The sequence below is a fragment of the Saccharothrix sp. HUAS TT1 genome, assembly GCF_040744945.1.
GTDB lineage: Bacteria > Actinomycetota > Actinomycetes > Mycobacteriales > Pseudonocardiaceae > Actinosynnema.
Genome location: NZ_CP160453.1, coordinates 5,850,681 through 5,877,240 on the forward strand (window position 1 = coordinate 5,850,681; position 26,560 = coordinate 5,877,240).

At 73.2% G+C, this 26,560-nt stretch carries 41 protein-coding genes and 1 pseudogene; 36 read left to right on the forward strand and 6 right to left on the reverse strand.

Annotated elements, in window-relative coordinates; all coding sequences use genetic code 11:
* Window positions 1-72: 72 nt before the first annotated feature.
* Window positions 73-1,290 carry a cytochrome P450 gene (locus tag AB0F89_RS26210; RefSeq protein WP_367128255.1) on the forward strand — a complete coding sequence of 406 codons (1,218 nt, stop codon included), beginning with the start codon at window positions 73-75 and terminating at the stop codon, window positions 1,288-1,290.
* A 58-nt stretch (window positions 1,291-1,348) separates the two neighbouring features.
* On the opposite strand, the gene AB0F89_RS26215 is transcribed toward AB0F89_RS26210, so the two are convergent.
* Complete coding sequence (locus tag AB0F89_RS26215; RefSeq protein ID WP_367128256.1) at window positions 1,349-2,659, reverse strand: hypothetical protein; 1,311 nt, start codon at window positions 2,657-2,659, stop codon at window positions 1,349-1,351.
* A 140-nt stretch (window positions 2,660-2,799) separates the two neighbouring features.
* On the opposite strand from AB0F89_RS26215, the gene AB0F89_RS26220 reads away from it, so the two are divergent.
* The 4 genes from AB0F89_RS26220 to AB0F89_RS26235 all read left to right on the forward strand — a co-directional run bounded on the left by AB0F89_RS26220 (window position 2,800) and on the right by AB0F89_RS26235 (window position 5,720).
* On the forward strand, window positions 2,800-2,958 hold the full coding sequence (locus tag AB0F89_RS26220) for a hypothetical protein (RefSeq protein ID WP_367128257.1): 159 nt from the start codon (window positions 2,800-2,802) through the stop codon (window positions 2,956-2,958).
* On the forward strand, window positions 2,955-3,656 hold the full coding sequence (locus tag AB0F89_RS26225) for a carbohydrate kinase family protein (RefSeq protein WP_367128258.1): 702 nt from the start codon (window positions 2,955-2,957) through the stop codon (window positions 3,654-3,656). Before AB0F89_RS26220 ends, AB0F89_RS26225 begins: the two co-directional genes overlap by 4 nt.
* A gap of 73 nt (window positions 3,657-3,729) precedes the next feature.
* Window positions 3,730-4,755, forward strand: coding sequence for a LacI family DNA-binding transcriptional regulator (locus AB0F89_RS26230; RefSeq protein WP_367128259.1), 1,026 nt, complete (start codon window positions 3,730-3,732; stop codon window positions 4,753-4,755).
* 26 nt (window positions 4,756-4,781) lie between these two features.
* Window positions 4,782-5,720 carry a winged helix DNA-binding domain-containing protein gene (locus AB0F89_RS26235; protein WP_367128260.1) on the forward strand — a complete coding sequence of 313 codons (939 nt, stop codon included), beginning with the start codon at window positions 4,782-4,784 and terminating at the stop codon, window positions 5,718-5,720.
* Between the two features lie 47 nt (window positions 5,721-5,767).
* Here the strand turns inward: AB0F89_RS26235 and AB0F89_RS26240 are convergent, their stop codons facing one another.
* From AB0F89_RS26240 to AB0F89_RS26260, 5 genes are all read right to left on the reverse strand, one after another.
* The gene (locus tag AB0F89_RS26240; RefSeq protein WP_367128261.1) at window positions 5,768-6,496 is read right to left on the reverse strand and encodes a hypothetical protein; all 729 of its coding nucleotides are present in this window, start codon (window positions 6,494-6,496) and stop codon (window positions 5,768-5,770) included.
* 90 nt (window positions 6,497-6,586) lie between these two features.
* Window positions 6,587-7,783, reverse strand: a complete 1,197-nt coding sequence (locus tag AB0F89_RS26245) for a tyrosine-type recombinase/integrase (protein ID WP_367128262.1) — start codon at window positions 7,781-7,783, stop codon at window positions 6,587-6,589.
* Complete coding sequence (locus AB0F89_RS26250) at window positions 7,783-8,001, reverse strand: hypothetical protein (RefSeq protein WP_367128263.1); 219 nt, start codon at window positions 7,999-8,001, stop codon at window positions 7,783-7,785. Before AB0F89_RS26250 ends, AB0F89_RS26245 begins: the two co-directional genes overlap by 1 nt.
* Before the next feature lie 106 nt (window positions 8,002-8,107).
* A complete protein-coding gene (locus AB0F89_RS26255; protein ID WP_367128264.1) occupies window positions 8,108-8,305 on the reverse strand; it encodes a hypothetical protein in 198 nt (65 codons plus the stop codon).
* A 227-nt stretch (window positions 8,306-8,532) separates the two neighbouring features.
* Window positions 8,533-8,961: a helix-turn-helix domain-containing protein gene (locus AB0F89_RS26260; RefSeq protein WP_367128265.1), complete on the reverse strand. Its 429-nt coding sequence runs from the start codon at window positions 8,959-8,961 to the stop codon at window positions 8,533-8,535.
* Window positions 8,962-9,095: 134 nt separating this feature from the next.
* Between AB0F89_RS26260 and AB0F89_RS26265 the strand changes: the two genes are divergently transcribed.
* From AB0F89_RS26265 to AB0F89_RS26415, 31 genes and pseudogenes are all read left to right on the forward strand, one after another.
* Window positions 9,096-9,341, forward strand: a complete 246-nt coding sequence (locus AB0F89_RS26265; protein WP_367128266.1) for a helix-turn-helix domain-containing protein — start codon at window positions 9,096-9,098, stop codon at window positions 9,339-9,341.
* A gap of 89 nt (window positions 9,342-9,430) precedes the next feature.
* The gene (locus AB0F89_RS26270; RefSeq protein ID WP_367128267.1) at window positions 9,431-10,114 is read left to right on the forward strand and encodes a hypothetical protein; all 684 of its coding nucleotides are present in this window, start codon (window positions 9,431-9,433) and stop codon (window positions 10,112-10,114) included.
* Window positions 10,111-10,689, forward strand: a complete 579-nt coding sequence (locus AB0F89_RS26275) for a hypothetical protein (RefSeq protein ID WP_367128268.1) — start codon at window positions 10,111-10,113, stop codon at window positions 10,687-10,689. The genes AB0F89_RS26270 and AB0F89_RS26275 overlap by 4 nt, the downstream gene beginning before the upstream one ends.
* A complete protein-coding gene (locus tag AB0F89_RS26280) occupies window positions 10,686-11,111 on the forward strand; it encodes a hypothetical protein (protein WP_367128269.1) in 426 nt (141 codons plus the stop codon). Before AB0F89_RS26275 ends, AB0F89_RS26280 begins: the two co-directional genes overlap by 4 nt.
* Before the next feature lie 113 nt (window positions 11,112-11,224).
* A pseudogene (locus AB0F89_RS26285) lies at window positions 11,225-11,362 on the forward strand (anti-sigma-D factor RsdA); the annotation flags it as partial.
* 44 nt (window positions 11,363-11,406) lie between these two features.
* Window positions 11,407-11,931 carry a response regulator transcription factor gene (locus AB0F89_RS26290; protein WP_367128270.1) on the forward strand — a complete coding sequence of 175 codons (525 nt, stop codon included), beginning with the start codon at window positions 11,407-11,409 and terminating at the stop codon, window positions 11,929-11,931.
* Entirely contained in the window at window positions 11,924-12,112 is a 189-nt protein-coding gene (locus AB0F89_RS26295; RefSeq protein ID WP_367128271.1) for a hypothetical protein, read from the forward strand. Before AB0F89_RS26290 ends, AB0F89_RS26295 begins: the two co-directional genes overlap by 8 nt.
* The gene (locus AB0F89_RS26300) at window positions 12,105-13,244 is read left to right on the forward strand and encodes a DUF5131 family protein (protein WP_367128272.1); all 1,140 of its coding nucleotides are present in this window, start codon (window positions 12,105-12,107) and stop codon (window positions 13,242-13,244) included. Before AB0F89_RS26295 ends, AB0F89_RS26300 begins: the two co-directional genes overlap by 8 nt.
* The gene (locus AB0F89_RS26305) at window positions 13,241-13,525 is read left to right on the forward strand and encodes a hypothetical protein (RefSeq protein WP_367128273.1); all 285 of its coding nucleotides are present in this window, start codon (window positions 13,241-13,243) and stop codon (window positions 13,523-13,525) included. The genes AB0F89_RS26300 and AB0F89_RS26305 overlap by 4 nt, the downstream gene beginning before the upstream one ends.
* Window positions 13,522-13,785, forward strand: a complete 264-nt coding sequence (locus tag AB0F89_RS26310) for a hypothetical protein (protein WP_367128274.1) — start codon at window positions 13,522-13,524, stop codon at window positions 13,783-13,785. The genes AB0F89_RS26305 and AB0F89_RS26310 overlap by 4 nt, the downstream gene beginning before the upstream one ends.
* Window positions 13,772-14,008 carry a helix-turn-helix transcriptional regulator gene (locus AB0F89_RS26315; RefSeq protein ID WP_367128275.1) on the forward strand — a complete coding sequence of 79 codons (237 nt, stop codon included), beginning with the start codon at window positions 13,772-13,774 and terminating at the stop codon, window positions 14,006-14,008. The genes AB0F89_RS26310 and AB0F89_RS26315 overlap by 14 nt, the downstream gene beginning before the upstream one ends.
* Window positions 14,005-14,370, forward strand: coding sequence for a hypothetical protein (locus AB0F89_RS26320; protein WP_367128276.1), 366 nt, complete (start codon window positions 14,005-14,007; stop codon window positions 14,368-14,370). Before AB0F89_RS26315 ends, AB0F89_RS26320 begins: the two co-directional genes overlap by 4 nt.
* On the forward strand, window positions 14,367-14,681 hold the full coding sequence (locus tag AB0F89_RS26325) for a hypothetical protein (RefSeq protein ID WP_367128277.1): 315 nt from the start codon (window positions 14,367-14,369) through the stop codon (window positions 14,679-14,681). The genes AB0F89_RS26320 and AB0F89_RS26325 overlap by 4 nt, the downstream gene beginning before the upstream one ends.
* Complete coding sequence (locus tag AB0F89_RS26330) at window positions 14,678-15,088, forward strand: hypothetical protein (protein WP_367128278.1); 411 nt, start codon at window positions 14,678-14,680, stop codon at window positions 15,086-15,088. The genes AB0F89_RS26325 and AB0F89_RS26330 overlap by 4 nt, the downstream gene beginning before the upstream one ends.
* Entirely contained in the window at window positions 15,085-15,957 is an 873-nt protein-coding gene (locus AB0F89_RS26335; protein ID WP_367128279.1) for a PD-(D/E)XK nuclease-like domain-containing protein, read from the forward strand. The genes AB0F89_RS26330 and AB0F89_RS26335 overlap by 4 nt, the downstream gene beginning before the upstream one ends.
* Window positions 15,954-17,282 carry a hypothetical protein gene (locus AB0F89_RS26340; RefSeq protein WP_367128280.1) on the forward strand — a complete coding sequence of 443 codons (1,329 nt, stop codon included), beginning with the start codon at window positions 15,954-15,956 and terminating at the stop codon, window positions 17,280-17,282. Before AB0F89_RS26335 ends, AB0F89_RS26340 begins: the two co-directional genes overlap by 4 nt.
* A complete protein-coding gene (locus AB0F89_RS26345) occupies window positions 17,282-17,581 on the forward strand; it encodes a hypothetical protein (protein WP_367128281.1) in 300 nt (99 codons plus the stop codon). The genes AB0F89_RS26340 and AB0F89_RS26345 overlap by 1 nt, the downstream gene beginning before the upstream one ends.
* Entirely contained in the window at window positions 17,578-18,003 is a 426-nt protein-coding gene (locus AB0F89_RS26350; RefSeq protein ID WP_367128282.1) for a hypothetical protein, read from the forward strand. The genes AB0F89_RS26345 and AB0F89_RS26350 overlap by 4 nt, the downstream gene beginning before the upstream one ends.
* Window positions 18,004-18,014: 11 nt before the next feature.
* Window positions 18,015-18,359, forward strand: coding sequence for a hypothetical protein (locus AB0F89_RS26355; protein ID WP_367128283.1), 345 nt, complete (start codon window positions 18,015-18,017; stop codon window positions 18,357-18,359).
* Window positions 18,356-19,252 (forward strand): DUF2303 family protein, encoded by an 897-nt coding sequence (locus AB0F89_RS26360; RefSeq protein WP_367128284.1) that lies wholly within the window; start codon window positions 18,356-18,358, stop codon window positions 19,250-19,252. The genes AB0F89_RS26355 and AB0F89_RS26360 overlap by 4 nt, the downstream gene beginning before the upstream one ends.
* 115 nt (window positions 19,253-19,367) lie before the next feature.
* A complete protein-coding gene (locus tag AB0F89_RS26365; protein ID WP_367128285.1) occupies window positions 19,368-19,727 on the forward strand; it encodes a hypothetical protein in 360 nt (119 codons plus the stop codon).
* Window positions 19,728-19,798: 71 nt separating this feature from the next.
* Window positions 19,799-20,743 (forward strand): helix-turn-helix domain-containing protein, encoded by a 945-nt coding sequence (locus AB0F89_RS26370; RefSeq protein ID WP_367128286.1) that lies wholly within the window; start codon window positions 19,799-19,801, stop codon window positions 20,741-20,743.
* Between the two features lie 352 nt (window positions 20,744-21,095).
* A complete protein-coding gene (locus AB0F89_RS26375) occupies window positions 21,096-21,836 on the forward strand; it encodes a DUF6085 family protein (RefSeq protein ID WP_367128287.1) in 741 nt (246 codons plus the stop codon).
* Window positions 21,833-22,228 carry a hypothetical protein gene (locus AB0F89_RS26380; protein WP_367128288.1) on the forward strand — a complete coding sequence of 132 codons (396 nt, stop codon included), beginning with the start codon at window positions 21,833-21,835 and terminating at the stop codon, window positions 22,226-22,228. The genes AB0F89_RS26375 and AB0F89_RS26380 overlap by 4 nt, the downstream gene beginning before the upstream one ends.
* Window positions 22,225-22,992: a DUF4326 domain-containing protein gene (locus tag AB0F89_RS26385; protein WP_367128289.1), complete on the forward strand. Its 768-nt coding sequence runs from the start codon at window positions 22,225-22,227 to the stop codon at window positions 22,990-22,992. Before AB0F89_RS26380 ends, AB0F89_RS26385 begins: the two co-directional genes overlap by 4 nt.
* On the forward strand, window positions 22,989-23,930 hold the full coding sequence (locus AB0F89_RS26390; protein WP_367128290.1) for a hypothetical protein: 942 nt from the start codon (window positions 22,989-22,991) through the stop codon (window positions 23,928-23,930). Before AB0F89_RS26385 ends, AB0F89_RS26390 begins: the two co-directional genes overlap by 4 nt.
* Window positions 23,927-24,781, forward strand: coding sequence for a hypothetical protein (locus AB0F89_RS26395; RefSeq protein ID WP_367128291.1), 855 nt, complete (start codon window positions 23,927-23,929; stop codon window positions 24,779-24,781). The genes AB0F89_RS26390 and AB0F89_RS26395 overlap by 4 nt, the downstream gene beginning before the upstream one ends.
* A complete protein-coding gene (locus AB0F89_RS26400) occupies window positions 24,774-25,016 on the forward strand; it encodes a hypothetical protein (RefSeq protein WP_367128292.1) in 243 nt (80 codons plus the stop codon). The genes AB0F89_RS26395 and AB0F89_RS26400 overlap by 8 nt, the downstream gene beginning before the upstream one ends.
* 41 nt (window positions 25,017-25,057) lie before the next feature.
* Window positions 25,058-25,348, forward strand: a complete 291-nt coding sequence (locus tag AB0F89_RS26405; protein WP_367128293.1) for a hypothetical protein — start codon at window positions 25,058-25,060, stop codon at window positions 25,346-25,348.
* Entirely contained in the window at window positions 25,345-25,752 is a 408-nt protein-coding gene (locus tag AB0F89_RS26410) for a DUF6248 family natural product biosynthesis protein (protein ID WP_367128294.1), read from the forward strand. Before AB0F89_RS26405 ends, AB0F89_RS26410 begins: the two co-directional genes overlap by 4 nt.
* Window positions 25,749-26,555 (forward strand): RNA polymerase sigma factor, encoded by an 807-nt coding sequence (locus AB0F89_RS26415; protein ID WP_367128295.1) that lies wholly within the window; start codon window positions 25,749-25,751, stop codon window positions 26,553-26,555. The genes AB0F89_RS26410 and AB0F89_RS26415 overlap by 4 nt, the downstream gene beginning before the upstream one ends.
* Window positions 26,556-26,560: the final 5 nt, after the last annotated feature.

Genomic DNA, 26,560 nt, shown 5'->3' on the forward strand with positions numbered 1-26,560 from the left:
AAGGCCGCTCGACTACGCCATTCCGCTGGCGAGCGTGGTGCCCCGCCACCGCGCGGGGACAGACTGGCGGCCATGACCGACCAAGCCCTGGCCCTGAAGTCCTACGACGTGTTCACGCCCGAGGCGGTGGCCGACCCGATCCCGCTGCTGCACCGCATCCGCGCCGAGAGCCCGATCAGCCTCCTCCCCCAGCTCGACGCGTACCTGCTCACCCGCAACGCCGACATCGTCGCCGCGCTCAAGGACCGCAGCCTCTCCCCCGCCAACATGGCCCAGGGCCTCGCCGCGTTCAGCCAGGCCGAGCAGGACGAGCTGATCCCGCTGCGCGACTCCATGCACCTCTGGATGGGCCACACCGTCGAGGCCGACCACGTCAAGTTCCAGCAGCTGCTCAAGCGCTACTTCACCCCCGCCACGGTCAACGGCTTACGCCCCAGGATCAGGCAGCTCACCGAAGAACTCCTCGACGCCGTGGCCGACCGCGGCCGGATGGACGTCGTCGCCGACCTGGCCTACCCGCTGCCCGCCAACGTGATCGCCGAGATGCTCGGCATGCCCACCGAGGACCGCGAACAGCTCCAAGCCTGGTCGCGCGACATCGTCGCCATCTTCCAGCTCGCCGACATCGACCGGCTGCGGCGGTCCCAGCGCAGCGTGCTGGAGATGCAGGACTACGTGCGCGGCCTGGTCCGGGCCCGCCGCGCCGACCCGCGCGACGACCTGATCAGCATGTTCGTCGCCGCCGAGCGCGAAGGCCAGGTCACCGAGGACGAGATCGTGGCCAACTGCGTGCTGCTGCTGTTCGCGGGCCACGAGACCACCGCCGGGCTCATCGTCAACGGCCTCGCGCTGCTGTTCGACAACCCCGACGAGCTGGCCCGGCTCCGGGCCGACCCCGACCTCACGCCCGCCGCCGTCGAGGAGATGCTGCGCTGCGACGGACCGGCGAGCGTGGTCGTCCGCGAGAGCACCGCCCCGATCCGGCTCGGCGACCTCGACCTGCCCGCCGGCAAGCGGTTCTACCTGGCCATCTCGGCCGGCAACCGCGACCCCGAGGTGTTCGCCGACCCCGACCGGTTCGACATCACCCGCCGACCCAACCGGCACACCGCGTTCGGGCTCGGCGCGTTCTACTGCCTCGGCGCCGCCCTGGCCCGGACCGAGGCCGACGAGTGCTTCCGCGTCCTGCTCGCCCGGCTCCCCCACCTCCGGCCCGCCTACGACGTGCCCGACCACGCCCCCGTGCCGCCGCTCGGCCGCCGGTTGCAGTCGCTGCACGTCGAGTTCTGACGACCCGCCGTCCCGGGCCCGACCGGAAGTCCCCGGCCGGGCCCGGGACGGCGTCCCGCTACCCCATGATCGAGAGCGCGCGGTCCTCGACCCGGAGGTCGCGGTCACCGGCGCGCGGGGCGCGGGCAGTGAGCCCGTCGTTGACGCAACCGGGCACGTCGACGACGGAGTAGCAGTTGTCCGGCCGGTTGCCGGTCACCTCGGCCCCGCCGACCAGCGCGACGCGCGCCCGCAGGGTGTCGATGCCGCCGCCGGAGGCGGGCGACGGGTAGGCGCCCGCGCCGGGCCCGCCCGCCGAGTTGTCGGTGATCCACCCGCCGTCGACGGTCACCACCTCGGCGTAGACGGCCAGCCCGCCGCCACCACCGCCGAAGCCCGCGTAGCCCTCGTACCCGCCGGGACCCGCAGCACCGGCGTCACCACCCCGGCCCGCCCGGTTGCCCGCGATCTTCGTGCCGGTGATGACGGGGGCCAGCGACTGGCCCTCACGACCGCCCACGTCCACTCCGCCGCCCGTGCCGCCGCTGCCGCCGTCCCCTCCCCCGCCACCCTCGGCGCCGCCGGAGCCGCCCGGCGCGCCGTCCGCGGCGACGTTGCCGGTGACGCTGCTGCCGGTGATCCGCAGCGCGGTGCCGCTGGTCGTGTGGACGCCGCCGCCGAAGCCACCCGAGCCGCCCCGGGCGCCCGGCGTCCCGGCGACGCCGCCACCACCCCGACCACCGGTCCCGCTGGTGTTGTCGGCGATCGAGGTGCCGGTGATGGTCAGCGGGATCGACCCCGAGCTGTAGGAGGAGATGGCGCCGCCGGAGCCGCCCAGCCCACCGCGACCCGCGCGGGTGGTCGTGGTGGCGTTCGGGCCCGGCGCGCCCGCGCCGGCGCGGTTGCCGGTGAACGCGCTGTCGGCGATGGCCAGCGGACCCCAGTTCTGGATGGCGCCGCCGGACTTGCCCGGGTTGCCCTCCCCGTAGGAGTTGACGCCGACGCCGTCCGGCGCGTGGCCGCCGGTGAAGGTGAGGTGGTCGATGGCCAGGTCACCCCAGTTGGAGATGAACCGGAACCGGGGCGCGCCCGCGGCGCGGGCGAGGGTGGCGCCGTTGCCGTGGACGGTGAGCTTCCCGACGATGGCGGGCAGCCCGTCCTCGCCGTTGGCCGAGGCCGGCGCGGTGAGGGTGTAGACGCAGTCCGGTGCGAGGGACAGGGTGTCCGGCAGGCCGGACGCGTTGGCTGCGACGACCGCGCCGACCAGGGCGTTCGGGTCGCAGGGCACGTCGATGTCGGCGGCGAGGGCCGGTGGGGCGACCAGGACCAGTGCGCCCAGGGTGGTCGCGGCGGCGAGAGGGACGAGGGCTCGTCTCGGTAACTTGAGCATGAAGCAACTTTGTCGTGACCCGCCGCTCCCGGCGAGCTATTTTAAGTCTACACTGAAGCTATAGAGGTAACGATGGCAAGACTTGCAGGCGGTCGGGCCCGTCGCTCGCCGGGCTGTTGATCACCCCGCACAATGGACGCATGCGCAGGCCGAGGGTGTTCGTCGCGGGTCCGGTGTCGTGGAACCGGCTGGTGCTGCTGGACCGCCTCCCGCCGGACCGGCCGCACACCGCGTTCGCCACCGGGCACCGGACGGCCGTCGGCGGCACGTCGGCGGCACGTCGGCGGGCAAGGCGTTGAACCTCGCCTCGCTCGGCGCGGAGGTCACGCTGCGGACCGTGGTCGGCGACGACGAGGCCGGGCGGTCGGTGCTGGCCGTGCTCGACCGGGCCGGTGTCGACGTGGTCGCCGAGGTGGTCGACACCCCCACCGAGCAGCACCTCAACCTGATGGACCCGCACGGCGGCCGGGTGTCGATCTACCTCGAACTGCCCGAGCTGCGTCGGGCCGTCCACGACGAGCGCGCCCTGGCGGCGCTGGCCGCGGCCGACGTGGCGGTGGTCGACCTGGCCGACCACGCCCGTCCCCTGCTGGCCGCCGCCCACGACGCCCGGGTGCCGGTGTGGTGCGACCTGCACGACTACGACGGCGTCGCGGAGTTCCACCGCGACTTCGTGACGGCCGCCGACCGCGTGTTCCTCAACGACGACGCCTTCACCGACGAGGACGCGCTGCTGGCGTTCCTCGGGTCGCTCGGCAAGCCCGCGGTGGCGACGCTCGGGGCCGAGGGCGCGGTGGGCGTGGTCGACGGGGTCGTCCACCGCGTGCCCGCCGCGCCGGTCGAGCGGGTCGTGGACACCAACGGCGCCGGTGACGCCTTCTTCTCCGGCTTCCTGGTCGCCCACCTCGCCGGCGCGGGCACGGCCGCGGCGATGGCCGCCGGCGCCGCTCAGGCCGCCCGCTGTCTCGGTTCAGCGGGGCTCGCGCCCGGACTGTGACCGTCAAGGACTTGCTGAAACTCTTTGCAAGGTCTTTCCTTCGAGTGCTGTCGGCGCTGCGGAGAGGACCCACATGGAGGGCGTGACGGCCCGGTTGAGCGACATCGCCGCGCAGGCCGGGGTCAGCGAGGCGACGGTCAGCCGCGTCTTCAACGGCAAGGCGGGCGTGTCGGCGGCCACCCGGCAGGCGGTGGTGGCCGCGATGGACCTGCTCGGCTACGAGCGACCGGCCCGGCTGCGGCAGCGCAGCGCCGGGCTCATCGGGCTGATCACCCCGGAGCTGGGCAACCCGATCTTCCCGGCGCTCGCGCAGGTCGTGGAGCAGGTGCTGACCAGCGCGGGCTACACGCCGCTGCTGTGCACCCAGACCCCGGGCGGCTCCACCGAGGACCAGCTGACGGAGATGCTGGTGGACCGGGGCGTGGCGGGCATCGTGTTCGTCTCCGGCCTGCACGCCGACTCCACCGCCGACATGAGCCGCTACACCAAGCTCGCCGGGCGCGGCATCCCGTTCGTGATGATCAACGGCTACACCGAGAAGGTCTCCGCGCCGTTCATGTCCACCGACGACCGCGCGGCCATGCGGCTCGCGGTGTCGCACCTGGTCGAGCTGGGGCACGAGCGCATCGGCCTCGCCGTCGGACCGCGCCGGTTCGTGCCGGTGCTGCGCAAGATCGAGGGTTTCGTGCAGCACGTGCGCACCGCGCTCCCCTACACCGCCGAGCAGGCCGAGGCGCTGGTGCAGCACTCGCTGTTCACCGTGGAGGGCGGGCAGTCCGCGGCGGCGGCGTTGCTGGACAAGGGGTGCACGGCGATCATCTGCGGCAGCGACCTGATGGCGTTCGGGGCGATCCGGGCGGCCCGGCAGCGCGGGCTGGGCGTGCCGCAGGACGTGTCGGTGGTCGGGTTCGACGACTCGCCGCTGATCGTGTTCGCCGACCCGCCGCTGACCACGTTGCGCCAGCCCGTCGAGGCGATGGGGCAGGCCGCGGTCAACGCGCTGCTGGAGGAGATCGGCGGCACGCCCGCACCGCACGCCGAGTTCGTCTTCCTGCCCGAGCTGGTGGTGCGCGGCTCGACGGGCGCGGGGCCGAGGTGACCGCCGGTCGGGCCAGGGCGCTGCGGATGAGGGCACAGCGCCTGACCACACCCGCCCGGTCGCTGCCCGAGCTGCTGCGCGACGTGCTGGCCGTGCAGGCGCAGGACCTCGCCGCCGCCGGGCTGGCCGTGCGCGCCCGCACCACCGGCGTCGTGCCCGCCGACCTGAGCGCGGCGCTGGACGCGGGCGACGTCGTCCGCACGTGCGCCATGCGCGGCGCGGTGCACCTGCTGCGCCGCGAGGACGCCGGCTGGCTGGTGGCGCTGCTGGGACCGGTCAACGTCGCCCGCTCCCGCCGGCGGCGGTTGGACCTCGGCCTGACCGACGAGGTGTGCGAGCGGGCGCTGGCGGCGCTGCGCGAGGTGCTGACCGAGCCGCTGACCAGGTCGCAGGTGGTCGACCGGCTCGCCGAGGTCGGCGTGGTGCTCGACCCCGCCGCGCCCGCGCACCTGCTGGCCTACGCCGCCAACAAGGGCGTGCTCTGCCTGGGCGGGTCGACCTACCGACCGCTCCCCCGCGCCGACGACGAGCCGCGCGGCGTGGTCGAGCTGGTCCGGCGCTACCTGCGCGCCTGCGGTCCGGCGACGGTCGAGGACTTCGTCGCGTGGAGCGGGCTGCCGGGGCCCGAGGCGCGGGCCGCGTTCCCGTTCGACGACCTGGTGGAGGGCGAGCACGGCTGGCAGCTGCCCGCCACCGACGCCGCCGACCTCGACGGCACGGTCCGCCTCCTCGGCCCGTTCGACACGTTCCTGCTCGGCTACGCCGACCGCGGCCTGCTCCTGGACCCGCTGCACGCGCCCCTCGTGCAGACCGGCGGCGGCGTGCCGGTGCCGCACGTCGTGGTGGACGGCGAGGTGCGCGGCACGTGGCGGCGGCGGGCCGACCGGGTCGTGGTGGAGCAGTTCGGCCACATCCCGGTGTCCGAGCTGGACCTCGAAGTGGAGTCGGTGCTGGCCTGGGCGTGACCCGGCGGGCGGGCGGTGGGAGGGCACGCCCGCCCGCCCGCCGGGAGTCACCGCAGGTACGGGCCGTCGGCGCCGACCTTGCCCGGTGCGGGGTTGCCGGGCAGGTCCAGCACGTAGACCCGGGCGTTGCCCTTGCCGCCCGCCGACGCCGTCAGGCTGCCGCCGGTGACGACCCTCGTGTCACCGGTGACCGCGTCGCGGTAGGTGCCGTTCGGGATGCCGCTGAACGTCGCCCCGCCCGACACGGCGACCAGCGCGAAGCTGTCCACCGACCCGGACGTGTAGCGGCGCTTGAACGCCATCCCGCCGGACACGCCGTCGGTCGAGTACTGGCCCTTCTGCAGCGCCGGCACCGCCCGGCGGATCTGGTTGAGCCGCTGCACGTGCTTGACCAGCGGTTTCTGCAGCGTGGTCGCCACCGCGCCGGACGCCGAGGACACCACGCCGTAGTCCGGGGCGACGACCGCGCCCGCGATGACGTCGCCGAAGTACGCCCGACCGGTGGTGGCCAGCGGGCAGGTGGGGCCGCAGTCGATCGGCTTGCCCGCCTGGAACTCGACCTCCGAGCCGTAGTACAGCGTCGGGATGCCGCGGAACGTCCACATCAGGCTCATGTTCTCCGCCCACGCGTCCGTCCCGCCCGCGTAGCGCACGCTGGACTTGTTCGGCCCGAAGTCGTGCGAGTCCACGTACGTCACGTTGTAGGTGGCGTCGTTGGTGGAGTCGTCGGAGTCCTTCGCGTTCCAGAACGCGTTGTTCGCGTCGCCGAAGTTCATGTGCTTCTTCGGTACACGCCGCCCAGAACGGGCTTGACCTGCATCGGCCTCAGCGGCGGACAGGTCCGGTACGGACCCAGTACAAGATCATCACCGAGCGCGCGCCAGCACCCGGTCCATGATCGACCGAGGCTGTTCCTTCAGGTCCGGCCACTCGTGGACGTAGGTCTCGAACGTCGTCTTCAACGTGGCGTGCCCAAGGGTCAGTCGCACGGTCTCCACGCTCGCACCGTTATGGATCAGCGAAGTCGCGAAGAAGTGGCGCAGGTCGTGGAACCGGAACCCCTTCGGCAGCTCGGCCGCCGCCACCGCGTCGATCCACATCTTCGAGAAGTCGCTGGTGTACAGCGGCTTGCCGGTCGAGGTCGAGAACAGCAGTTGCGTCTTGCGGCGAGGCACACGTCGTTCGCCGGTCGACCTGTCGATCCTGATCGCCTTCTGGTCGGTCTCGTCGTCCAGCTCGTACTCGATCGGCGGCGCCACCCGTAGCTGCTCGGTCACCGCCTCGGCCACCACCGCGGGCAGGTCCACGGTGCGCACGAGCTTGGTCTTGGGCAGCGCGAGGTATTGCCCGCGACGCGGGATGTACTTGACCTGTTGGACGACGTCGACCTCCTCGTTGAGGAACGCGACGGCGCCGTCCTCCAGGCCCAGCACCTCGGCCGGGCGCAGTCCACAGCCGGCCGCGAGCCAGGGCGCCGCGCGGTAGCGCTCCGGCAGCGCCTTCGACAATGCGTGCACCTTGCTGGCGGGCGGGATGTGGTAGGGCCGCTTCAGCCGTTTCGGCAGCTTGATGGCGACGCAGGGCGAGGACCCGATCTTCTTGTCGATCACGGCCGCCGACAGCAGCGGCTGGAGCACCAGGTGGTAGGTCGCCCGTAGCGTGACGGGCTGGAGGACCTGGGCGCGGTCGGTCACCCAGCTCTGGATGTCCGAGTTGACCAGCTTGAACAGCGGCTCGCCGCCGAGGATCGGGTAGATGTGCAGCCGCAGCCCGCGTTCGATCAGCAGCGCGGTGGCGGGGTCCACGGCGGCTTTCTTGTTGCGGGCCCACGTCTCCCCGAACTCGCGCACGGTCATCTTCCCGGCGGCCGGGTCGATGAACTGGCCGCGCGACAGGTCTGCCTTGATGTTGTTCTCGAAGACGATCGCGTCGGTCTTGCGGGCGAACGCCTTGGTGCCGGGTGTGCCGTCCGGGCGGTTGTAGTTCACCCGCCACCGCTTGCCGACGCCGTACCGGGCCGATCGCTCTCCGTCGCTCTTGAGCCAGAGGTCCTGGGGCGCCATCACGCGCTGCCGGGGAGGGCGGCCAGGTCGGCGCGGCGCACTGCGTCCATGTCCGCCGCGAAGATCCTCGCGTGCGGCAGGCGCTCGAACCGTCGGCGCCGCCAGGGGCCGCGCGGTCGGTCGCGGTAGCCGGCCTCCCAGCGGCAACCGTGGCCGTGCTGAGGTGTGGCGGTAGGGACGCCGTTGTCGGCGGTGGTGTACCAGCGGTCTCTGATCATCGTTCTTTCTCCTTTCAGGTTTGGCCATAACAAAGAGGCGGAGTCAATGATTTGTCCCGCGCGGCGGGACAGGGCGACTGGAACGGGAAGGTGAGGTTCGCCTTACTTAGCGGTCCGCGCCGAAACGACCGCGATGGGTGGTGACATCAATCAGGGACGTGCCGGAGGGGAGCTGCTTGACCACGTGCTCGACTGCGACGGAGATCATCCAGCCGATGGCCGCCGCGTGCGTGGTGTAGATCAGCAGCAGCACGATCAGCCAGGCCCGTAGCTCCGGGGCGAACAAATAGGCACTGGTGGCCATGACAGCCAGTGGAACAACGAGCCCAAGGGTCGCTGTGCGCCAGACTTTTGGATTCAACATGGAGTCCCCTAGATGCCAGTGGCGATCACCCGATCGCACGCTGGGATCTTGCGCAAAAAGGCGGATCCACGCCAGTAGGAATACCGATTCAGAGTAGAAATATCACTCTGGAATGACTTCCCGTTACGGAACGCGTCCGTTCTCTACCCAGGGTTGTCTCCACTCGGTCACGCTCCGAGAGCTTCACCGTCAGCCTGCTGCTCGGCCCGGTAGGCGTCGCGCATGTCCAGCGCGTCGACCAGCCACCGCGCGACCGCGGCCTTGGTCATCGTCGGTACGGCCATCACCTCCAGCAGCATCTCGCCGAACTCGACGTTGGTCGCCGTGACGATCCGGCGCTCGGCGGCGTCCAGCTCGCGTTCCCGCCGCACGACCGCTGTCGCGCCGGACCGGAACGCACCGGCCGGCAGGTCGAGTGCGCGTTCGATCGCGACCAGGTGGGTTCCCTGCGTATCGCGGGTGCCGGTTTCGGCCGATGTCCAGGTGCCGCGGTCGATGCCGGCTTTGCGTGCCGCTGCGGCCACGCTCAGGCCCGCGCGTTCCCGGTAGTGGCGGATCATCTCGGCGATGCGCCGTCGGTCCTGGTCTTCGGCCATGTTCGTCACTCCCCCGCTAGAACCCTGCTGAATCTAGCGGAAACCGCCACTCCCCGTGTCCGCAGGACTACGGATTGCGGAATGTGGCGGCAGGGTGTTGCGGAACTCTGCGGAACTTCGTAGTGTCCTGCGGCATGACGACGACGCCAACTCCCGCCGGAGTGGAGATCAACGGCGGCCGAGTCCGAACCGAACGCCAGCTGCTGGGCCACAACCTCCGCGCCTTCGCGGAGAAGGCCGACATCAGCCTGCAGTACCTCAGCCAGATCGAGCGCGGTGACCGCCAACGGGTCAGCCCGGCGGTGTTCGGCCGGATCTGCGACGCCCTGCGCATCCCGAAGGACCAGCGACGGCAGCTCGTGCTGTCCGACGCCGCCTGACTCCTCGCACGAAAACGGGCCGCCCGCCACACCCCCGGAATGCAGCCGGGAGCGGACAGACGGCCCAACGAACAGGAGCGGAGAACTCCATGCCCATCCGAACGATACCGCCCGTGCCCGCCGAGGCGGGCACCCAGAGCCAGCGGGTGCTGGTGCGCGTCGCGGAGCACGTCGCCCGCGGCATCGTGCCGAGCCAGGCCCGGCACGCGCTAGCCGACCTGCTCGTGCTGGTCGACCAGCACGCCCGCACGCTGCCGACGCCGGTGGTCGCGGCGGTGGACGCGGTCGTGGCCGCGTACCAGCCGACGCTGCACCCCGAGGTGCGCACGGTCCGCGTCCAGGACCGCCAGGACCACTTCCCCCGCATCGTCACGGTGACGGTGCCGTGGGTCTGCCCGAAGTGCGGCGGCCCGCGCGGCGAGGTCAACCCCACGGAGATCCCGCTGTTCGGCAGCCGGCGCGCGGTCGACACCTGGCGCAACCCGTGCGGGCACATCGACCACCACCGCGACGTGGTGCGCGAGGCCGCCCGGTTCCGCGAGCTGGTCGACGTCGACGCGCTCGCCGAGCAGACCGCCGCGCCCGCCGACCGCCCGGCCCCGGCCACCGAGCCGGTCCTGGTCATCCAGGCCGACCCCGCCCCGCGCGGCTACGCGATCCCCTCGCCGGACGAGGTCGCCGCGTCCATCCCCCTGGCCGCCCCGCTGCCGAGCACGTACGCCGACCCGGCCGTGCTCGCCGCGATCCGCGAGCACCTGGCCGGTGGCCGATGAGCCGCCGCGACATCACCGGCGTAGCCCGTGCCCTGGGCGTCGGTGTTCAGCGCATCGTCCAGCTGGTGCACGAGCTGACCCAGCAGCACGGCGAGGCGACCATCGTCGCCGAGCGCGAGGAGGAGCTGGGCAACCACGAGCTGACCGCGCAGGGCGTCGAGCTGCTGCGAGACCAGGTCGAGAACTCGGGTGCCGCGCTGATCGAGTCCCTGGAGCTGACGATCCGGTTCGTGGGGCTGACCGGGCTGCGCCGGGACCAGGTGACGCTCATCCTGTACCGCTACCAGCTCCGCGTCAGCGTCGACAGCGGAGCGCCCTGTGACGTGCTGTTCGCGCTCGACGCGCTGACCAGCCCGGTGATCAAGGCCACCCGCTGGGACCCGGCGCGCATCCACCTGGAGGTGTCGGGCCAGTTCGAGGGCCGCCAGGTCGAGGTGTCCACGACCGCCACCGGTGACGAGGGCCGGGCGCTGGACGAACGACTCGACTGGCCTGAGATCACGGGCGGCTACCCCTCCGTCAGCCCCACGCCCGACGAGCTGCGCGCGCTGGTCTCGACGGCGGTGGCGTCGTGAGCGTTCTGGACTTGGCGGTGCGGGTCGCGACCGACCCGGCGCTGCGGCAGCGCGGCCTCGGCGAGCTGGTCGGCCTGGACTTCCCCGGCCCGGGGTTCCAGCAGGGCCGGGTGAGCGTGCAGGTCCGCCCGGCGCGCCGGGCTCACGCGGTGGACACCGCGCTGGCGTGGTTCTACCTGCTCGACCGCGCGACGGCGAGCCTGCGGAACTACGACACCCGCGTGGCCGTGTACGTCTCCGGTGACCTGGCCGGTGACCCGGTCCAGGCGTGGCTGTCGGTGGACGGCACGGCCGCGATGCTGCTGCGCGACGCGGTCGACACGGCCAGCGGGTGGGACCCGTGGGACAGCGCGGACGCCTCGGTGCACCTGCTGCGCCGGGTCGCGGTCGACGTGTCCGAGTGGTCGTGGTCGTGGTGCTGAGCCGACTGCTGGTGCACGTGGCGAAGTGGTGCCTGGTCGTGATCACCGTGTTGTTCGTGGTGCGCTGCCACGGCGACGCCGAGATCGCGACGGTCGTCGGCGAGGACGACGTGCTGTCCGAGATCCGCGCGGACGACGCGCTGCTGGACGCCCTCGGCGGCCGCGACAGCACGCTGGCCAACGCGCTGGCCGAGGACGAGCTGAACGCGCTGCTGCTGTCCTGGCGGCGCGAGGTCGAGAGCCCGCCGGTGGGCGTGCCGGTCGCCACCGACGCCATCGCCCAGGCGGTGACCCGATGAGCGCCCTGGTCCCCGGGCTGACCTCGCGTCAGGCCGAGATCGTGCGCCTGGCGGCCACCGGCGCGACCGACGACGAGATCGGCCGCGTGCTCAACCTCTCCGCGCAGACGGTCAAGTCCCACATGCAGCGGATCAGCGCCGCGTGGGGCACGTCGGGCCGGGTGCAGATCGTCGTCACGGCCATCGCCGCCGGCGTGCTGCCCATGCCCGGTGTGGCCGGGCGCGGCTCGTGGCTGGACGTGCGGCTGCGGCAGCTCCGCGCGGTGCTGGACCTGCCGCAGTCCACCGCGCCCGCCGACCAGCAGCTGGCCGAGGTGATCAACGCGGCTCAGGCGCTGCGCCCGGCCGCGAACAGCCAAGGCCGCGCCGAGGCCGAGCACGCCCACAACCCGTGCTGCTCGTCGCACGGCGTCCCGATGAGCTGCGCCCAGTACCGGCGCACGCACTTCGTTGAGGTCCGGCCGTGCTGCTCGGCCGACGCCGCCCGGCTCGCCGCCGACGAGGAGGTGCCCCGTGGCTGATCACATCCTCGACGGCTTCAGCGGCAACGACGAACTGCACGGCGGTCAGCGCAACGTCACGTTCGACTCGGACGCCGCAGTGATCACCGTGTACGTCCGCGACCGCGACGGCGACAGCCGAGAGCAGCACTTCCGGCTGACCGAGGTCGAGCAGCGCTGGGTGGAGGTCGACCGTGGGTGACAAGACGCGGATCGAGTGGACGGACGCGACGTGGAACCCGGTCACCGGGTGCACGCGGGTGTCCGAGGGTTGCCGGCGCTGCTACATCGAGCGCACGCCGCCGTTCCGGACGGCGGGCAGGCGGTTCGACTCGGCGGAGGTCGGCGGCACCACCGGCGTGCTGCTGCACCCGGAGCGCCTGGCGCAGCCACTCCGCTGGCGCAAGCCGCGGAGGGTGTTCGTCAACAGCCTCGCCGACCTGTTCCACGACGACGTGCCCGACGCGATGGTCGCGCGGGTGTTCGCCGTCATGGCCGCGACTCCATGGCATACCTACCAGGTCCTGACCAAGCGCCCGGCCCGGATGCGGGCGCTGCTGAAGGCCGAGGCGTTCGCCGACGAGGTCGGGTTTGCGTGGCACGAGATGGGCGGCGAGGAGAAGGCGCTGGCGTGGTCCGCCCTGCCGCTGCCGAACGTGTGGTTGGGCGTCAGCACCGAGGACCAGGCGACCGCCAGCCGGCGCATCCCGATCCTGCTGGACACCCCGGCGGCCGTGCGGTGGATCAGCGCCGAGCCGCTGCTGGGCCCGATCGACCTCGACGGGCCGCTCGTCGACGGCCACCGTCCGCGCCTGACCTACTGGCTGACTGGGCGTCCGTACTGGAAGCCGATCGGCACGGTGAACGGCAACGGGCTTGCCGAGGTGCTGGACGTCGGCCCCCGGCTCGACTGGGTGGTGGTCGGTGGCGAGTCCGGTCCGGGCGCGCGGCCGATGCACCCCGACTGGGCCCGCACGATCCGCGACCAGTGCGCGGCAGCCAGCGTGCCGATGCTGTTCAAGCAGTGGGGTGAGTGGGGTCCCGCGCCCTGGGCGGTCCGGGTGTGCGACCCGGCCGTCGGCTGGACCGGCACCGACGAGGAGCTGGCCGCCGCGAAGGTCGACGCCGAGGCGCGCGGGGCGACCCACGCCTACGCGTCCTGGGCGCACGAGTACGGCTGGGAGCTGTACGAGCCGCACCACAAGCCGTGGTCGTTGGAACGCGCCGACGACCTCGACGGCCACCACGCGCCGATGCGCCGGTGGGGCAAGAAGGCCGCCGGGCGCGAGCTGGACGGCGTGGTGCACGACGAGTACCCGGCGGTGGCCCGATGAGCAACAAGGCCATCCAGCACGGCACCCCCGACGGCTATCGGCAGCACCTGCGCACCGACCAGCCCGCGTGCGAGCCGTGCACCACCGCGGCGACCGACGCCCGCCGCGCCGCCTACCTGCGCGACGGCCACACCAACAGCGTGCGCGTCCCGGCCGAACTGCTCGGCGTGATCGCCCTGTGGCTCCGCGACGACGTGCGCGCCCAGCTCGACGCCGAGATCGGGCCGCGCGTGATCGGGGCCTGCATCGACCGCGCCAGCGCGAAGGCGAGGCAGTCGTGACCGCCGTGCTGCTCGTCGGCGGGCTGCTGGCGCTGCTCGCCGCCCTCGGCGCCGAGGTGGTCCAGGAGGACCGGCGCGCGGCCGGTCCGGACCACCTCGACGGGTGGGCCGAGGAGCTGGCCGAGATCCGCCGATCCCTCGACACACCCACGGTCCGGATCGACCCGGGTCCCTTGTGGATCGACCCCGAGGACCTGCCGCCCGCGCTGGTCCGCCCCTACTACCTGCACCACCTGGAGGCACCCCGTGGCGACGCGTAAGAAGACCGCCGCTGGCGGCGAGGAGGAGCTGGGGCAGCTGCTGTCCACCGCCGAGGCCGCCCCGATCGTCGGCCAGGAGCCCGAAACGCTGCGCCAGTGGCGACACCGCGGCATCGGCCCGCTCAGCTTCAAGAGCGGCGCGAAGGTCGTGTGGCCGGAGATCCCGCTGCGCCGGTGGCTGGCCGACCAGCTCGCCGCCACCCGCAAGGGCGGCACCCTATGACGCGCCCGCGCATCCACCACACCCACGACTGCCCCGGCGGCTGCGGTCAGCAGGTCGGTCACCGGCACTTCGCGTGCAGCTCGTGCTGGTTCCGGCTGCCCGCGCCGCTGCGCCGGGCCATCCGGCAGCACTACGCCGCCGGCCGGGTCCAGGCGCACGCCGAGGCCATGGCCGCCGCGCACCGCTGGTACCGCGACAACCCGCGCACCTGCCCCTGCAAGCCCTCGCCCGACGGGCGCCCCTGGCGGTCCGCCGGATGCCGCGCGCACGGCGTGCAGCCCGACGACGACCTCACCACGGAGGAGCGCGCCGAACTGGCCCTGGAGAGCAGCCGGACCGTGCCACCGGAGATGACCCGATGACCAAGCGCAAGCCCATCCAGCACGGCACGCCCGCCGGTTTTGACCGGCACCGCGCCCTCGGTGACGAGCCGTGCGGCGAGTGCACGGCCGCCGCCGCCATCCACGCCGCCTACCGCCAGGAGGTCACCGACCTGCTCGCCACCGGCGCCGCCCAGGTGCCGCTGGACCTGCTCGGCGCGCTGCTGCTCGCCGCGCCCACCGAGCTGGAGGAGCGCGTCGAGCAGGTGCTGGGCGCCACGTGCGTGGAGGTCGCCATCGACGCCGCCGAGCGCGCCGCCGACGACGACGAGCCGCTGGCGGTGGCGTCATGACCACGACCACCGTGAGCACCGCCGAGCTGCTGCGCGCGCACCTGGACGAGCAGGAGCGCGTCGGCTGGCACCTGGACTGGCCGGAGGCGCTGGCCACCCTGCGCGTCGTGGTCGATCTGCACGCGCCGAAGCGTGGTGTCGGCGACGACGACGCGGAAGTCGCCTACTGCCCGTCCTGCCTGGACGACCACGGCGACTACCAGGAGGCTCCGTGCGCCACCGAGCGCGCGCTGGTGCAGGAGCTGCTGCTGCGCCCATACGCGACGTGGCTGCACACCAAGCTCGGTGTGCGAGCCGACGAGAGCGACGTGGTGCGGCTGGCCAGCACGTGGGCCGACGTCGACTGGAGCATCACCCCGACCGAGGCCCAGGCCGTGCTGACGCTCGTCACGGCGGTGACCCCGTGACCGCGGTCGCCGAGCGCCTGGAGGTCACCGAGCCCGGCGTGTACGACCTTCCGGACGAGGTCTACCACGCCGACCCGGTGCCGGGTGGGTCGCTGTCCAGCAGCGGCGCGAAGCTGCTGCTGCCGCCCAACGTGCCCGCGCTGTACCGGTGGCGGCTCGACCACCCGGCCCCGCCCAAGCGCGAGTACGACCTGGGCCACGCCGCGCACAAGCTCGTGCTGGGCACCGGCCCGACGCTCGCGGTGGTCGACGCCGACAGCTGGCGCACGAAGGCCGCCAAGCAGGAGGCCGCCGAGGCCCGCGCCGCCGGTGAGGTACCGCTGCTCGCGCACGAGCACGCCGAGATCAAGGCCATGGCCGAAGCCCTGGCCAGGCACCCGCTGGCCGTCCGGTTGTTCGACCCGGCGCACGGCCGCGCCGAGCAGTCCCTGTTCTGGCAGGACGACGAGTTCGGGGTGTGGCGCCGGGCCCGGCTGGACTGGCTGCCCGACGGGATCAGCAGCGCCGGGCGGCTGATCATCCCCGACTACAAGACCTGCGACCGCGCCGACGCGGAGTCCATCCGTAAGGCGGTCGCCCGCTACGGCTACCACCAGCAGCGCGCCTGGTACGACGACGCCGCCCGCGCCGTCCTCGGCTACGAGCAGGTCGCGTTCCTGTTCGTCTTCCAGGAGCGCACCGCCCCGTACCTCGTGCACGTGGTCGAGCTGGACGTCGAGGCGGTCCGCGAGGGCCGCCACCTCAACCGGCAGGCCCTCGGGATCTACGCCGAGTGCACCGCCACCGGCACCTGGCCCGGCTACAGCGACCACGAGCCCAACCTCGTGGACCTGCCGCGCTGGGCCATCACCGAAAGGAAAACCTGGTGACCACCATCGAGAAAATCGCGCCCACCCCCGCCCGCGTCGGGCAAGGCACGGCGATCGAGCAGTCCCGCGCCATGGCCGAGGTCGAGGCCGCAGTGCTCATCGCCCAGCGCTTCCCCCGCAACCAGCAGGCCGCCATCGCCGCGATGCGCGAGTCCTGCCGGTACCCCTACCTGGCCGAGAAGGCGTTCTTCTCCTACCGGCGCGGCGGCTCCAACGTCACCGGCTCGTCGGTGTACCTCGCCCGCGAGCTGGCCCGGATCTGGGGCAACATCGACTACCGGGTGCAGGAGCTGCTGCGCGACGACGAGCACGGCCAGTCCGAGATGCAGGCCGTCGCCTGGGACCTCCAGACCAACACCCGCGTCAGCTCGATCTTCATCGTGCCGCACACCCGCGACAAGGACAGCGCGACCGTGCCGCTCACCCAGGGCCGCGACATCTACGAGAACAACGCCAACCAGGGCGCGAAGCGGGTGCGGCAGGCCATCTTCAGCGTGCTGCCCCCGTGGTTCGTCGCCGAGGCCGAGAAAATCTGCCGCGAGACGATCGAGAACGGCGGCGGTGTGCCGCTGCCGCAGCGCGTCGCGGACGTCATCCGGGACTACGCCGAGTACTTCGGCGTGGACGAGGAGCGGCTGGCGCGCCAGGTCGGTCGGCCGTCGGAACGCTGGACGGCGCACGACGTCGCCCAGCTGCGCATCACCGGCGCGTCGCTCAAGAACGGCGAGCTGACCGCGGACGAGGCGTTCCCCCAGGCGCAGGTGACGGCCGCCGAGATCGGCAGCACGCCGACCCCCACGGCCAAGAACACCGCACCGAGCCCCGAGACATCCGGGCCCGCTCCGGAGCAGCCGCCCGCCCAGGCCCCGGCAGACGAACCGGCGCCCACGCCCGCCCAGCTGCGCGCTGCGAAGGCCGAGGAGGTGGCCCAGCGTCGGGCCGCTGCCCGTGCCGCCGAGCCGGAGCACGCCGCCGTGCCCGAGCCGCCGCCCGCCGAGCCGGTCGCCGACGACGCACCCCCGGCCGACGAGCCGCCCGCCCAGGAGGAGCCGGTCGACACCCGGCCCGCCACGCGGATCCAGGTCGACGCGCTCACGTCCATCCTGGACAAGACGTTCAAGGTCACCGGCCGCCAGGCGCTGCTCGACACCCTCAGCCGCCTCGTGCGGGCCCGCGTGAGCGCCGTCGGCGACCTCACCCGGTACGAGGCGACCGAGCTGCTGCGCTACCTCGCGGAGCTGGAGCGCACCCAGGAGGACCCGGCCCGCGCGCTCGACGTCGTGCTGGCCGACCGCGAGGTGCCCCAGCCGGACGGCGGCCGGTGATGGCCACCGGACCCGAGCACTACCAGGCGGCCGAGAAGCTGCTGGCCTCGTGCCAGCTCCAGGCACCCGGCGACCGCAACGCCGAGACGTACCCGGAGCGCGAGGACGGCGTGGACTCGATCGGCAACGCGCTCAAGGCCGCCAGGGTGCACGCCACCCTGGCGCTGGCCGCCGCCACCGCGATGGGCAGCGACCAGCCCGTGGAGGAGCTGGCCGGCTGGATCGAGGTCGCCGGCGTCCCGCGCCGCAGGGTCGGCAAGCCCCGCGTGGTCGGCCCGTCCCGCCGGGCACGGCGATGACCGCGGCCCGCGCCGAGCGGCCCGGCCTCATCCCGGCCCGCACCTGGCCCTCGCAGGGCCTGCACGCGATGCGCAGCCACCTGGTCGCCGGTGCCACCGCACCGGGCGACTACGGCGTGCTGCTGGCCGTCCAGCAGGACGACCGCACCGCGGGCGGCGCCGTGCTCACCGCCGACCAGCTCCGCGAGCTGGCCGCCGACCTGATGGACCGCGCCGACGCGCTGGACAACCTGGCCGGACGCAACCGCCGCACCCCCAACGAGCACATCCGTCTCGGTGACCGGTTCCTCGCCCGAGCCGACCGCGAGGACGCCCCCGAGTGGACGTCCGCCCGCGCCGCCCAGGCCGCCGCCCACTACCAGGCCGCGCTCGCCAAGAAGTCCATCTCCACCGTCCACATCACCCACCACCACCCGTCCTGAAGGGACATCGAGTGACCGACCAGCAGCACGACGACGAGCCGCAGCAGGAGTACGCGGCCCTGCTCGTCCAGGCCGACAAGGGCCGCGTGCACGAGCGCGCGAGCGAGCAGCTGACCGCCCTGCTCAAGGCCGTCCGCGCGACCGGCAAGGGCGGCAGCCTCACGGTCAAGTTCGACATCAAGCCCGACAAGGGCAGCGACGGCGAGCGCGTCACGGTCGCCGGTTCCGTCGCCGCCAAGGTCCCCGCCCCCGACGCCAAGACGTCGATCTTCTTCGTGGACGAGGACGGCGGCCTGCACCGCAACGACCCCCACCAGCAGTCCCTGTTCCAGGACCAGGAGCGCACCCAGCGATGACCGACACCACCCCCGCCGCCGAGGCCATCGAGGTCCCCGGCCTGCTCGACCAGATCGACACGCACACCCGCGAGTTGGGCGTCTCGCAGGACACCATCAACGCCGACAGCGCGTTCGTGGTCGAGCGGTTCCGCGAGGACGAGCGCCTGGTGGTGCACTCCCTGGAGGAGCACCTGCCCCGGCCCCTGCGTCAGCGCGGCGAGGTCGCCATCCACGACCCCGCCGACTTCGTGCAGTTCGTCAACCAGCTCGCCAACGTCAACGGCCACCGCACCCGCGTCTACGCCGACGTCGACCGCAACCAGGTCGTCGCGGTGTTCGACGACCACGGCGAGGACGGCCAGGCCGGGTGGCGCCAGCACCGCGCCATCCTCGCGCTGAAGCCGGACGCCGACTGGCAGCTGTGGGCCGCGGCCGACGGCAGGCTGGTCCGCCAGGACGTGTTCGCGTCGTTCCTGGAGGACGTCGCCCACACCGTCGTCAGCCCGGACGCCGCGACCATGTGGGAGGTCGCCACCTCCTTCCGGGCCGCCCGACGCGCGGACTTCTCCAGCGAGATCAACGTCCAGAACGGCGACGTGCAGCTCACCTACAAGGAGGAGACCGACGCGAAGGCCGGCCGCACCCGGTCCGGCGACGTGGAAATCCCCAAGGAGTTCACGGTCCGGATCGCGCCCTGGCGGGGCGTGGACCCGGTCGACGTCACCGCCCGGCTGCGCTACCACGTCGACCAGGGCCACCTCGGCATCGGCTTCTCCCTGCTGCGCGCCGACCGGGCGAAGGACGACGCGTTCGCCACCCTGCTGGCGCGCGTCCGCGAGGCCCTGGACGGCATCGTGCCGCTGCTCAAGGCCAACGCGCCCGCCGCGCTGACGGCCCGCTCCGACGCCTGACCCACCCCGCGGTGGTCCGCGCCCACTCCCCCTGGGCGCGGACCACCGGCCAAACCCCTCCAGCACCCCACCGCGCCCGCCGATCACAACCCCACATCACCACCTGGAGGCCGCCGTGGACGCACCACGCACCACCCCCTCGCCCACCGGCGACCCGAAGCTGGACCGGCTGCTGCCCTTCGCCGGGCGCCTGGTCCACGCCGCCCACCACGACTCGCGGCTGTACATGGAGACCGCGCTCGCGGACGCCGTCGACGTCTACGGCGACGAGACCACCGCGCTGCGCGCCCTCGTGGTGCTGCTGGCCGCGATGTGCCCCGACGACGCCACCCCCGTCGAGCTGCTGTCCTGGCGCGCCAACGCCACCGAGTACCGGCGGCTGCGCGCGCTGGACGTGCCCGCCGCCCAGGCCCGCGTCCTGGCCGCCCGCGTCTCCGAGCGCCTGGCCGACCGCGACCGCAGGGCGACCGCCTGATGTCGAGCGCCGTCCCGACCACCCCGGACACCGACCGCCGCCCGTGCGGCCGGTTCGAGTGGGAACGCCTCGTGCGCCGCATCCGCATGCAGGACAAGACCAAGCTGCTCGCGCTCGTCCTCGCGACCTACGCCGACCCGGACGGCTCCCGCGTGCGCCCCGGCTCGAAGGCGCTGTGCGCGGTCACCGGCTACAGCCCCAGCACCGTCCGGCGCCGTCTGGCCGAGCTGCGCGACGACTACGGCCTGATCGAGATCACCGCGCGGGGCGGCGGCCGGGGACGCGGCGGGCGCACCACCACGTGGCGGCTGACGCTGCCCGTGGACCTGCTCGACCGGGTCGACCTGCTCGCGCCGAACGACGCCTCCGAGGACCCCGCCGACGATCCGGCGGTCACCAGGGAGACGCCTCAATCAGCCCCCCGCCCTGTGGACAACCCGCATCCGCCGGTCATCCAGGCGACCGGTCAATCACGTCCCGAGTTGTCCACAGAGGCCAATCCGGCAGTCACCCAAGCGACTCCTGAAAACCGGTTTCAGGAGTCAGAAACGACCACTCCCGGCCGATTGAGGCGTCAAAACGACCCAATTGACCGGTCACCTAGGCGACTGCCTACCACCCACATACCAACCACCAACTACGACCAACCACCTACCGGACTACCAACGCAACCACCGACCGCGCGCAAGCCCGACGCCCAACCCGAACCGTTCATCGTCCGAGCCGCCCGCACCGAAACCGGCCCGCGCGTCCACGAACTCGCCGCCCGCACCCAAGCCCGACTCGCCGCCATCGCCGACTGCGGCATGTGCGACGACCACGGCTACACCGCCGGCAGCCCCGTCCCCTGCGACCACGACCCCGCCAGCGGCGCCCGCTACGCCCGAGGCATCGCCCTCGCCCGCGCCGCCGTCAAACCCAGCCGCGTCCCCCGCACCGGCCAACGCGCCGCCGCCCGCACCCTCCCCCGCGGCCTCGCCCGCCGACCACCGTCCACCGAGGACACCCCGCCATGACCCGCCACGGCCGCCGCAAGACCGGCGGCACCTCCGCCGGCCTCTTCCGCTGGGGCCCCAACGGCACCCAGCCCGACGAAGTCCGCGACAACCCGCTCCTCCGCCCCTGCACCTGGTGCACCGCCGCCCCACGGCAGCGCTGCCGCAAACCCAGCCACCGCGGCTGGATCGAACTCGACTGGTTCCACGAAGCCCGCACCACGCCCACCCCCGACGAGCCACAGCACCCCGCACGGCCCCCTCAGACCGCCGCACAGCCCCCGGAGAGCCGATCATGACCAACCAGCCGCCCCTCACCCCCAGAAACGATCACAGCGGACGCGTCAGCGCCGTCCGCTGGGCACCCGCCGCCATGCAACGCGCCGTCGACCACGCCCGCGCCACCTACCTGGCCCAAACCGACCTCACCGCCGGCACACCCATCCGCGCCGACCTCCCCCTGACCTGGATGGACGTCGCCTGCCTCCACGACATCGCCCGCGAGTTCGAGCGCCAGGGCGACGAGGCCGACCAGCACACCGCCGACCACCAGCGCGTCCTTAACGCCCTGCTCCCCACCCTCCAAGCCCACCCGCTCACCACCGACGAAGTCCAGGTCAAGCAGGGCCTCGACCTCCGCCCCGGCTACGTTGCCGAACACGCCGCCAGCCTGCTCACCTGGTACGCCACCGAACTCGACCGGCTCAACCTGCCCTCCGACCTCCAGCAGCACCTCCACAGCGCCATCCGCGCCGCCGTCAACGACAGCGCCACCGACCGCCCCGACGCCATCGCCACCATGGCCATGACCGTCATCCGCCCCACCCTCCAACGCCTCACCCGCGAACGCGACGAAGCACGCGCCCAGCTCCTCGCCCTCGGCGCCGACCAGACCGACCACGTCATCGAGCTGAACGCCGACCGCTACGGCATCCAGCACCCCCTCACCTGCCGCCCCAGCCTCTTCGACTGCCCCGTCCACCACGCCTGGGACCGCAACGCGACCCTCGACCCCCCGCCCGCGCCCGGCCGCTACCTCGCCACGCTCGACCACGACGGCTGGATCGTCATCGGCGACCAGATCCACGTCGACGGCCAGGTGACCGGAGCATGACCACCAACCCGGCGGCGCGCGACCGGTCGCCCGCCGCCGTCGCGCGCGTAGAGGGGCGCCCCGCGACCACCGCGCCGGGCGCGACCCGCCGGCGCGTGCACGAGGTCGCCGGGTGGATCGCCCGCAACACCTTCCGCGCCAGCGCCGACGGCGGGCTGCACATGCACGGCATCACCCGCACCCTCTACCGCCACCGGCCGATGCTGCTGCCCGCGCACCTGCCGCCGTACGAGCGCGCCGTCCTCGGCCGCGCCCTCGGCCTCACCGGGCACGTGCTGTGCCGCGACGGCCGCATCGTCCACCGCTCGACCGTCCGCCCGCCGCGCCTGGCCGTCGACGGGCACGCCTACCGCAACCGCACCCACCGCCGCACCAGGAAGTCCCGCCGATGACGACCGCCGCAGCGCCCACCCGCGTCCAGCTCAGCCGCGCCGCCGGCTGGCGACTCCCGCCCGACACCGTCGTCGTGACCCGCCCGTCGAAGTGGGGCAACCCCTGGAAGATCGACCGAGACCACTCGGCCGCCGACGTCGTGCTGAAGTTCCGGCGATACCTCGACGCCCGCCGCACACCCTCGCCTGGCTGGGCCGACTTCATCGGCTACCCGAGCGACAGCGAGATCCGACGCGAACTCGCCGGGCGGAACCTCGCGTGCTGGTGCCCGCCCGGCCAGCCGTGCCACGCCGACCTGCTGCTCGCGCTGGCCAACGACCACCACGCCGACACCGCGCCGCCGCTGCGCATCCCCGCGCTGACCATCCGCCGCCCCTGGGCCGCTCTCGTCATCGCCGGCATCAAGCCCGTCGAGAACCGCTCCTGGTCGACCGCCCACCGCGGCCCGTTCATCGTCCACGCCGGACAGGCGTGGGAACCCGGCGCGCTGCTCCTGGCCGAGACCCACGACCTGGATGTCACCCCGTGGCCCGCCGAGCACCCCACCGGCTACCTCGGCGTCGCCAACCTGGACGACATCCACCACGACGACACCTGCACCAGCACGTGCGGCCCGTGGTGTTTCCGCAGCCAGAAGCACTGGGACGTCCGCCAGCCGCGGGCCTTCGCCGAGCCCATCCCCGGCCCCGGCCGGCAGGGCTGGTTCACCCCGCCCGACCACGTCCAGCAGGCCGCCCGCGACCTCCTGGCGGTGACCGCATGAGCTACCGCAGCCTGCCCGGCACCCTCGCCGCCATCGAGGCCGCCCTCGCCCACCCCGTGCTGTGCGCCCGCCGCGGCTGCACCGAGCTGGTGTTCACCTGGCTGTCGCCCTGGTGCACCCCCGGCTGCGCCCGCCGCGCCGCCGACACCGCCCGCACCGGCGCCCCCGACCCCGTCGAGCTGACCGCCGAAGAGCAGGCCCTCCGCGCCCGCCTGGCCGACCTCGCCCGCCTCTGCCGCACCCAGCTTGCCGACGTCCGCGAGGCCGACGAGCTGGTGCCCGAGACGCTGGACGAACAGGACCGCGCAGCCATCGCGCACGTCGCCACCGCCCTGGCCCAGGTGCCCGCCAAGGTTGCGCGCCTCAAGGCTGCCCACCGCGACCGGCTCGCCGCCCTCGCCCACGCCCGGTTCAACGCACCCCCGATGACCGCCGAGGAGGCCGCCGACCTCCTCGGCCTGCCGCTCCCCTCACGCCCCGAACGCCAAGGCCTCGACGCCCTCCGCTACGCCGTCGACGCCGTCCGCCGCGCCGCCGACGACCCGATGCTCACCGGCCGCTGGGAAGACGCCCCCGCGACGCCGCCCGTGACGGTCGAGCTGCACGGCTCGACCCCCGAGGACCGCGAGCGGGCAGCCGAGGCGCTGGCCGAGATCGCCCAGGAAGCCGCCGAGCAGCCCGCGGACGTCGACCAGACCGCGTTCGCCCTCCAGCCCTCCAGCACCGAGCTGGCCGCCATCGAGGAGCAAATCGCCGACCACGAGCTGGCCATCGACCGCGCCCTGCACGAGATCGAAGCCAACGACGCCCTGATCGCCGAACTGCGCCCGCGCGGCGGCGACACCGCCGGCCTGCTGGCCAAGCCCCGCCCGCGCCCCAGGCCGCCGTGGTGGCGACGCCTCGCCCGAGCACTCAGCACCCGAAAGGCCCGCCCATGACCACCAACCCCGCGGACGACCCGACCGGCACCGTCCGCCGCAGCCCCATGGGCCGCATCGTCGTCGCGGTCGCCGACACCGACCGCGACGACCCGAACGACACCGCCCAGTTCCCCCACGGCTGGCGCTGGGCCGCGCTCGACCGCCGCGACTACCACCTGGCCAACGGCGACGTGGCCCTCTGGCCGGTCATCGGCACCGTCCCCGGCACCCCGGCCGCCGAGGCGTCCGAGGTCGGCCCCGGCCCGGACCTCCTCGACGCCGTCGCCGGGCGGCTCGTGAACCGCTTCGGCGACGTCCTCACCATCAGCCGCGGCGACGTCATGGCGCAGGCCCGCGAACTCGCCGCCGACCTCCTCGCCCCGGTGCACCCCGTGCTGACCCGCCTGACGTTCCAGCGCGACACCGCGCACGCCGACGCCGAGGCCAAGCTGGCCCGCCTCACCCCTGACGACGCGGCGCACCAGTGCCAGGACGGCTGGATCGAGGACGCCAACTGGTCACCGGAGAACGCCGAGGAGCAGCGCGCTGGCCGCCGCCCGGGCAACGGGCTGCTGGAGTGCCCCACGTGCGCCGAGCCCACCACGGACCCGGCACCCGCAGCGATCGGCTACCTGATCGTCGGCCCGTCCGACGAGGACGCGCGCGCCGGCCGCGCCTCGACCCCGGCCGACTTCGACCCCGGCGGCTGGGACGGCGTGGTGCACACCACCGTCGAGGACGGCCAACGGGCGCTCGCCTCGTGCCACGCGCACGGCTACGTCGAGGGCTGGCGGCTATACGCGCTGACCGAGGTACCCGCCGCGCCGCACACCGCCACCGCCGAGCACGAAGAGGTGTCCCGTGGCTGACCGGATCCCACCCGCCCAGCTCGCCCACATCGACCAGGCCATCGCCGAGTGCAACCGACGCCTCGACCAGGAACTGCGCGCGGTGCGCCGCCTCATCGCCGAAGAAGGCCGCCAGGAAGCCCTGATGCAGGTCACCGGCGCGTACTCGATCGCCGGCATGCACACCGCGGTGGCCTGCACGCTCGCGGTCGCCGTCGTCCGCCTCGCCGAAGCCGAGGAGGCCGACCGTGGCTGACCTGCGTGACGGGCTGATGCGCGCCCTGCAGGGACAAGCCGATGGCTGACACCCGCTGCGACACCACCGAACTCCTGGTCGACCAGTGCGCCTGCCCCCAGCACCGGGGCGGGCGCACCCCGCAGGAGGAGGTCGACGCCGAGCGCCAGGCCGTCCGCGCCCGGCTGCTCGCCGACCCGGCCAGCGGCCTCATCCGCTGGTTCCGGGCCCACTTCCCCGGCGCCTGCCACAGCTGCGGCGAGACGTTCCCCATCGGCACCGCGATCCGCCGCACCCCCACCCAGGACGGCTTCGCCTACGTCGCCGACTGCTGCGCCAAGGCCGACCCGTGACCCCCGACGAGGCCGAGTGGGTCCGCACCACCGTGTGGACCCCCGGCATGCGCAAGACCTTCCACGAGGTCCCCGCCTTCCACCTCCAGTGCGCCTGCCAGCACGGAGCCACCGGCCACTGCCGCAACGGCAACCACGACCAGTGCACCCCCCACGTACCGCTCCCCTCGAACGAGACCTACCTGCTCAAGCGGGGCGGCACCCACCCCGCCCAGTTCCCCGAGCCCTACTTCCACCGCAGCCGTACCAGCCGCGGCGGCGCCTTCCGCAACAGCCACGCCGAGGTGTGGCTGGCCGACCGCGTGTGCCGCTGGCGCTGCCCCTGCACCTGCCACCCACCGCCTCCGCCGCGGCTCACCCGCCCCGTCCAGCTCGACCTGTTCACCCCGGAGCACACCCCATGACCACGATCGAGTTCGACGCGGCCGAGTGGGAGCCGCTGATCCGCCGCCAGGTCCGCGGCTACTGCCGCGCACCACTGCCCGCGCACGTGTCCCAGGACGACCTCGTGCAGGACGTCCTCGTGTCCGTGTGGCGATCCCTGCCGCGCTACCCCGGCACCCGCGAAGACCTGCCCAAGTGGATCACCCATATCGCCAAGTGCCGGGTCGCCGACGCCTACCGGGCCGCTGCCCGCAAGCCCTCCACCCCGATCGCAGACCCCGACTACCTCGACTACCTCCTACCGACCGGCGGTGACGAGGTCGAAGGCGCCGCACTCTCCCGCGACCTCACAACCCTGCTCGCCCCCGTCTCCCCGAACCACAGACAGATCCTGGCCCTACGCGCCCTCGGCCGGTCCAACCACGAGATCGCCGCCGCGCTCGGCAGAACCGTCGGCGCGGTCAAGACCGCCGCCTCACGTGGCCGGCAACAAATGCGCGGCCACAACCCCTACACGAGCTCCCCACGAAAGACCCTGCCGGTCGAGGTCGCCGACATCCGCTGGCCGCTGCACTACGTCGACCAGGACCTCGGCGACCTGGACTTCCTCGTCGAACAACTGCGCGCCAGGCGGCCGATTCCGCCGACCGTGCTGCGCTTGGTGCGCGGTGTGCCCACCGTCGCCGACTGGCCGTCGGCGCGCCGCCTGGCCGCCGCGCACCTCGCCGGCGTCACCCGCGTCCGGGCCGTGTGGGCACCGCTGCCGCAGTTCCCGCTCGCAACGGTCGATCCGGCCTGGAGACCCCGGCGGGCGACTGCCTGACCAGC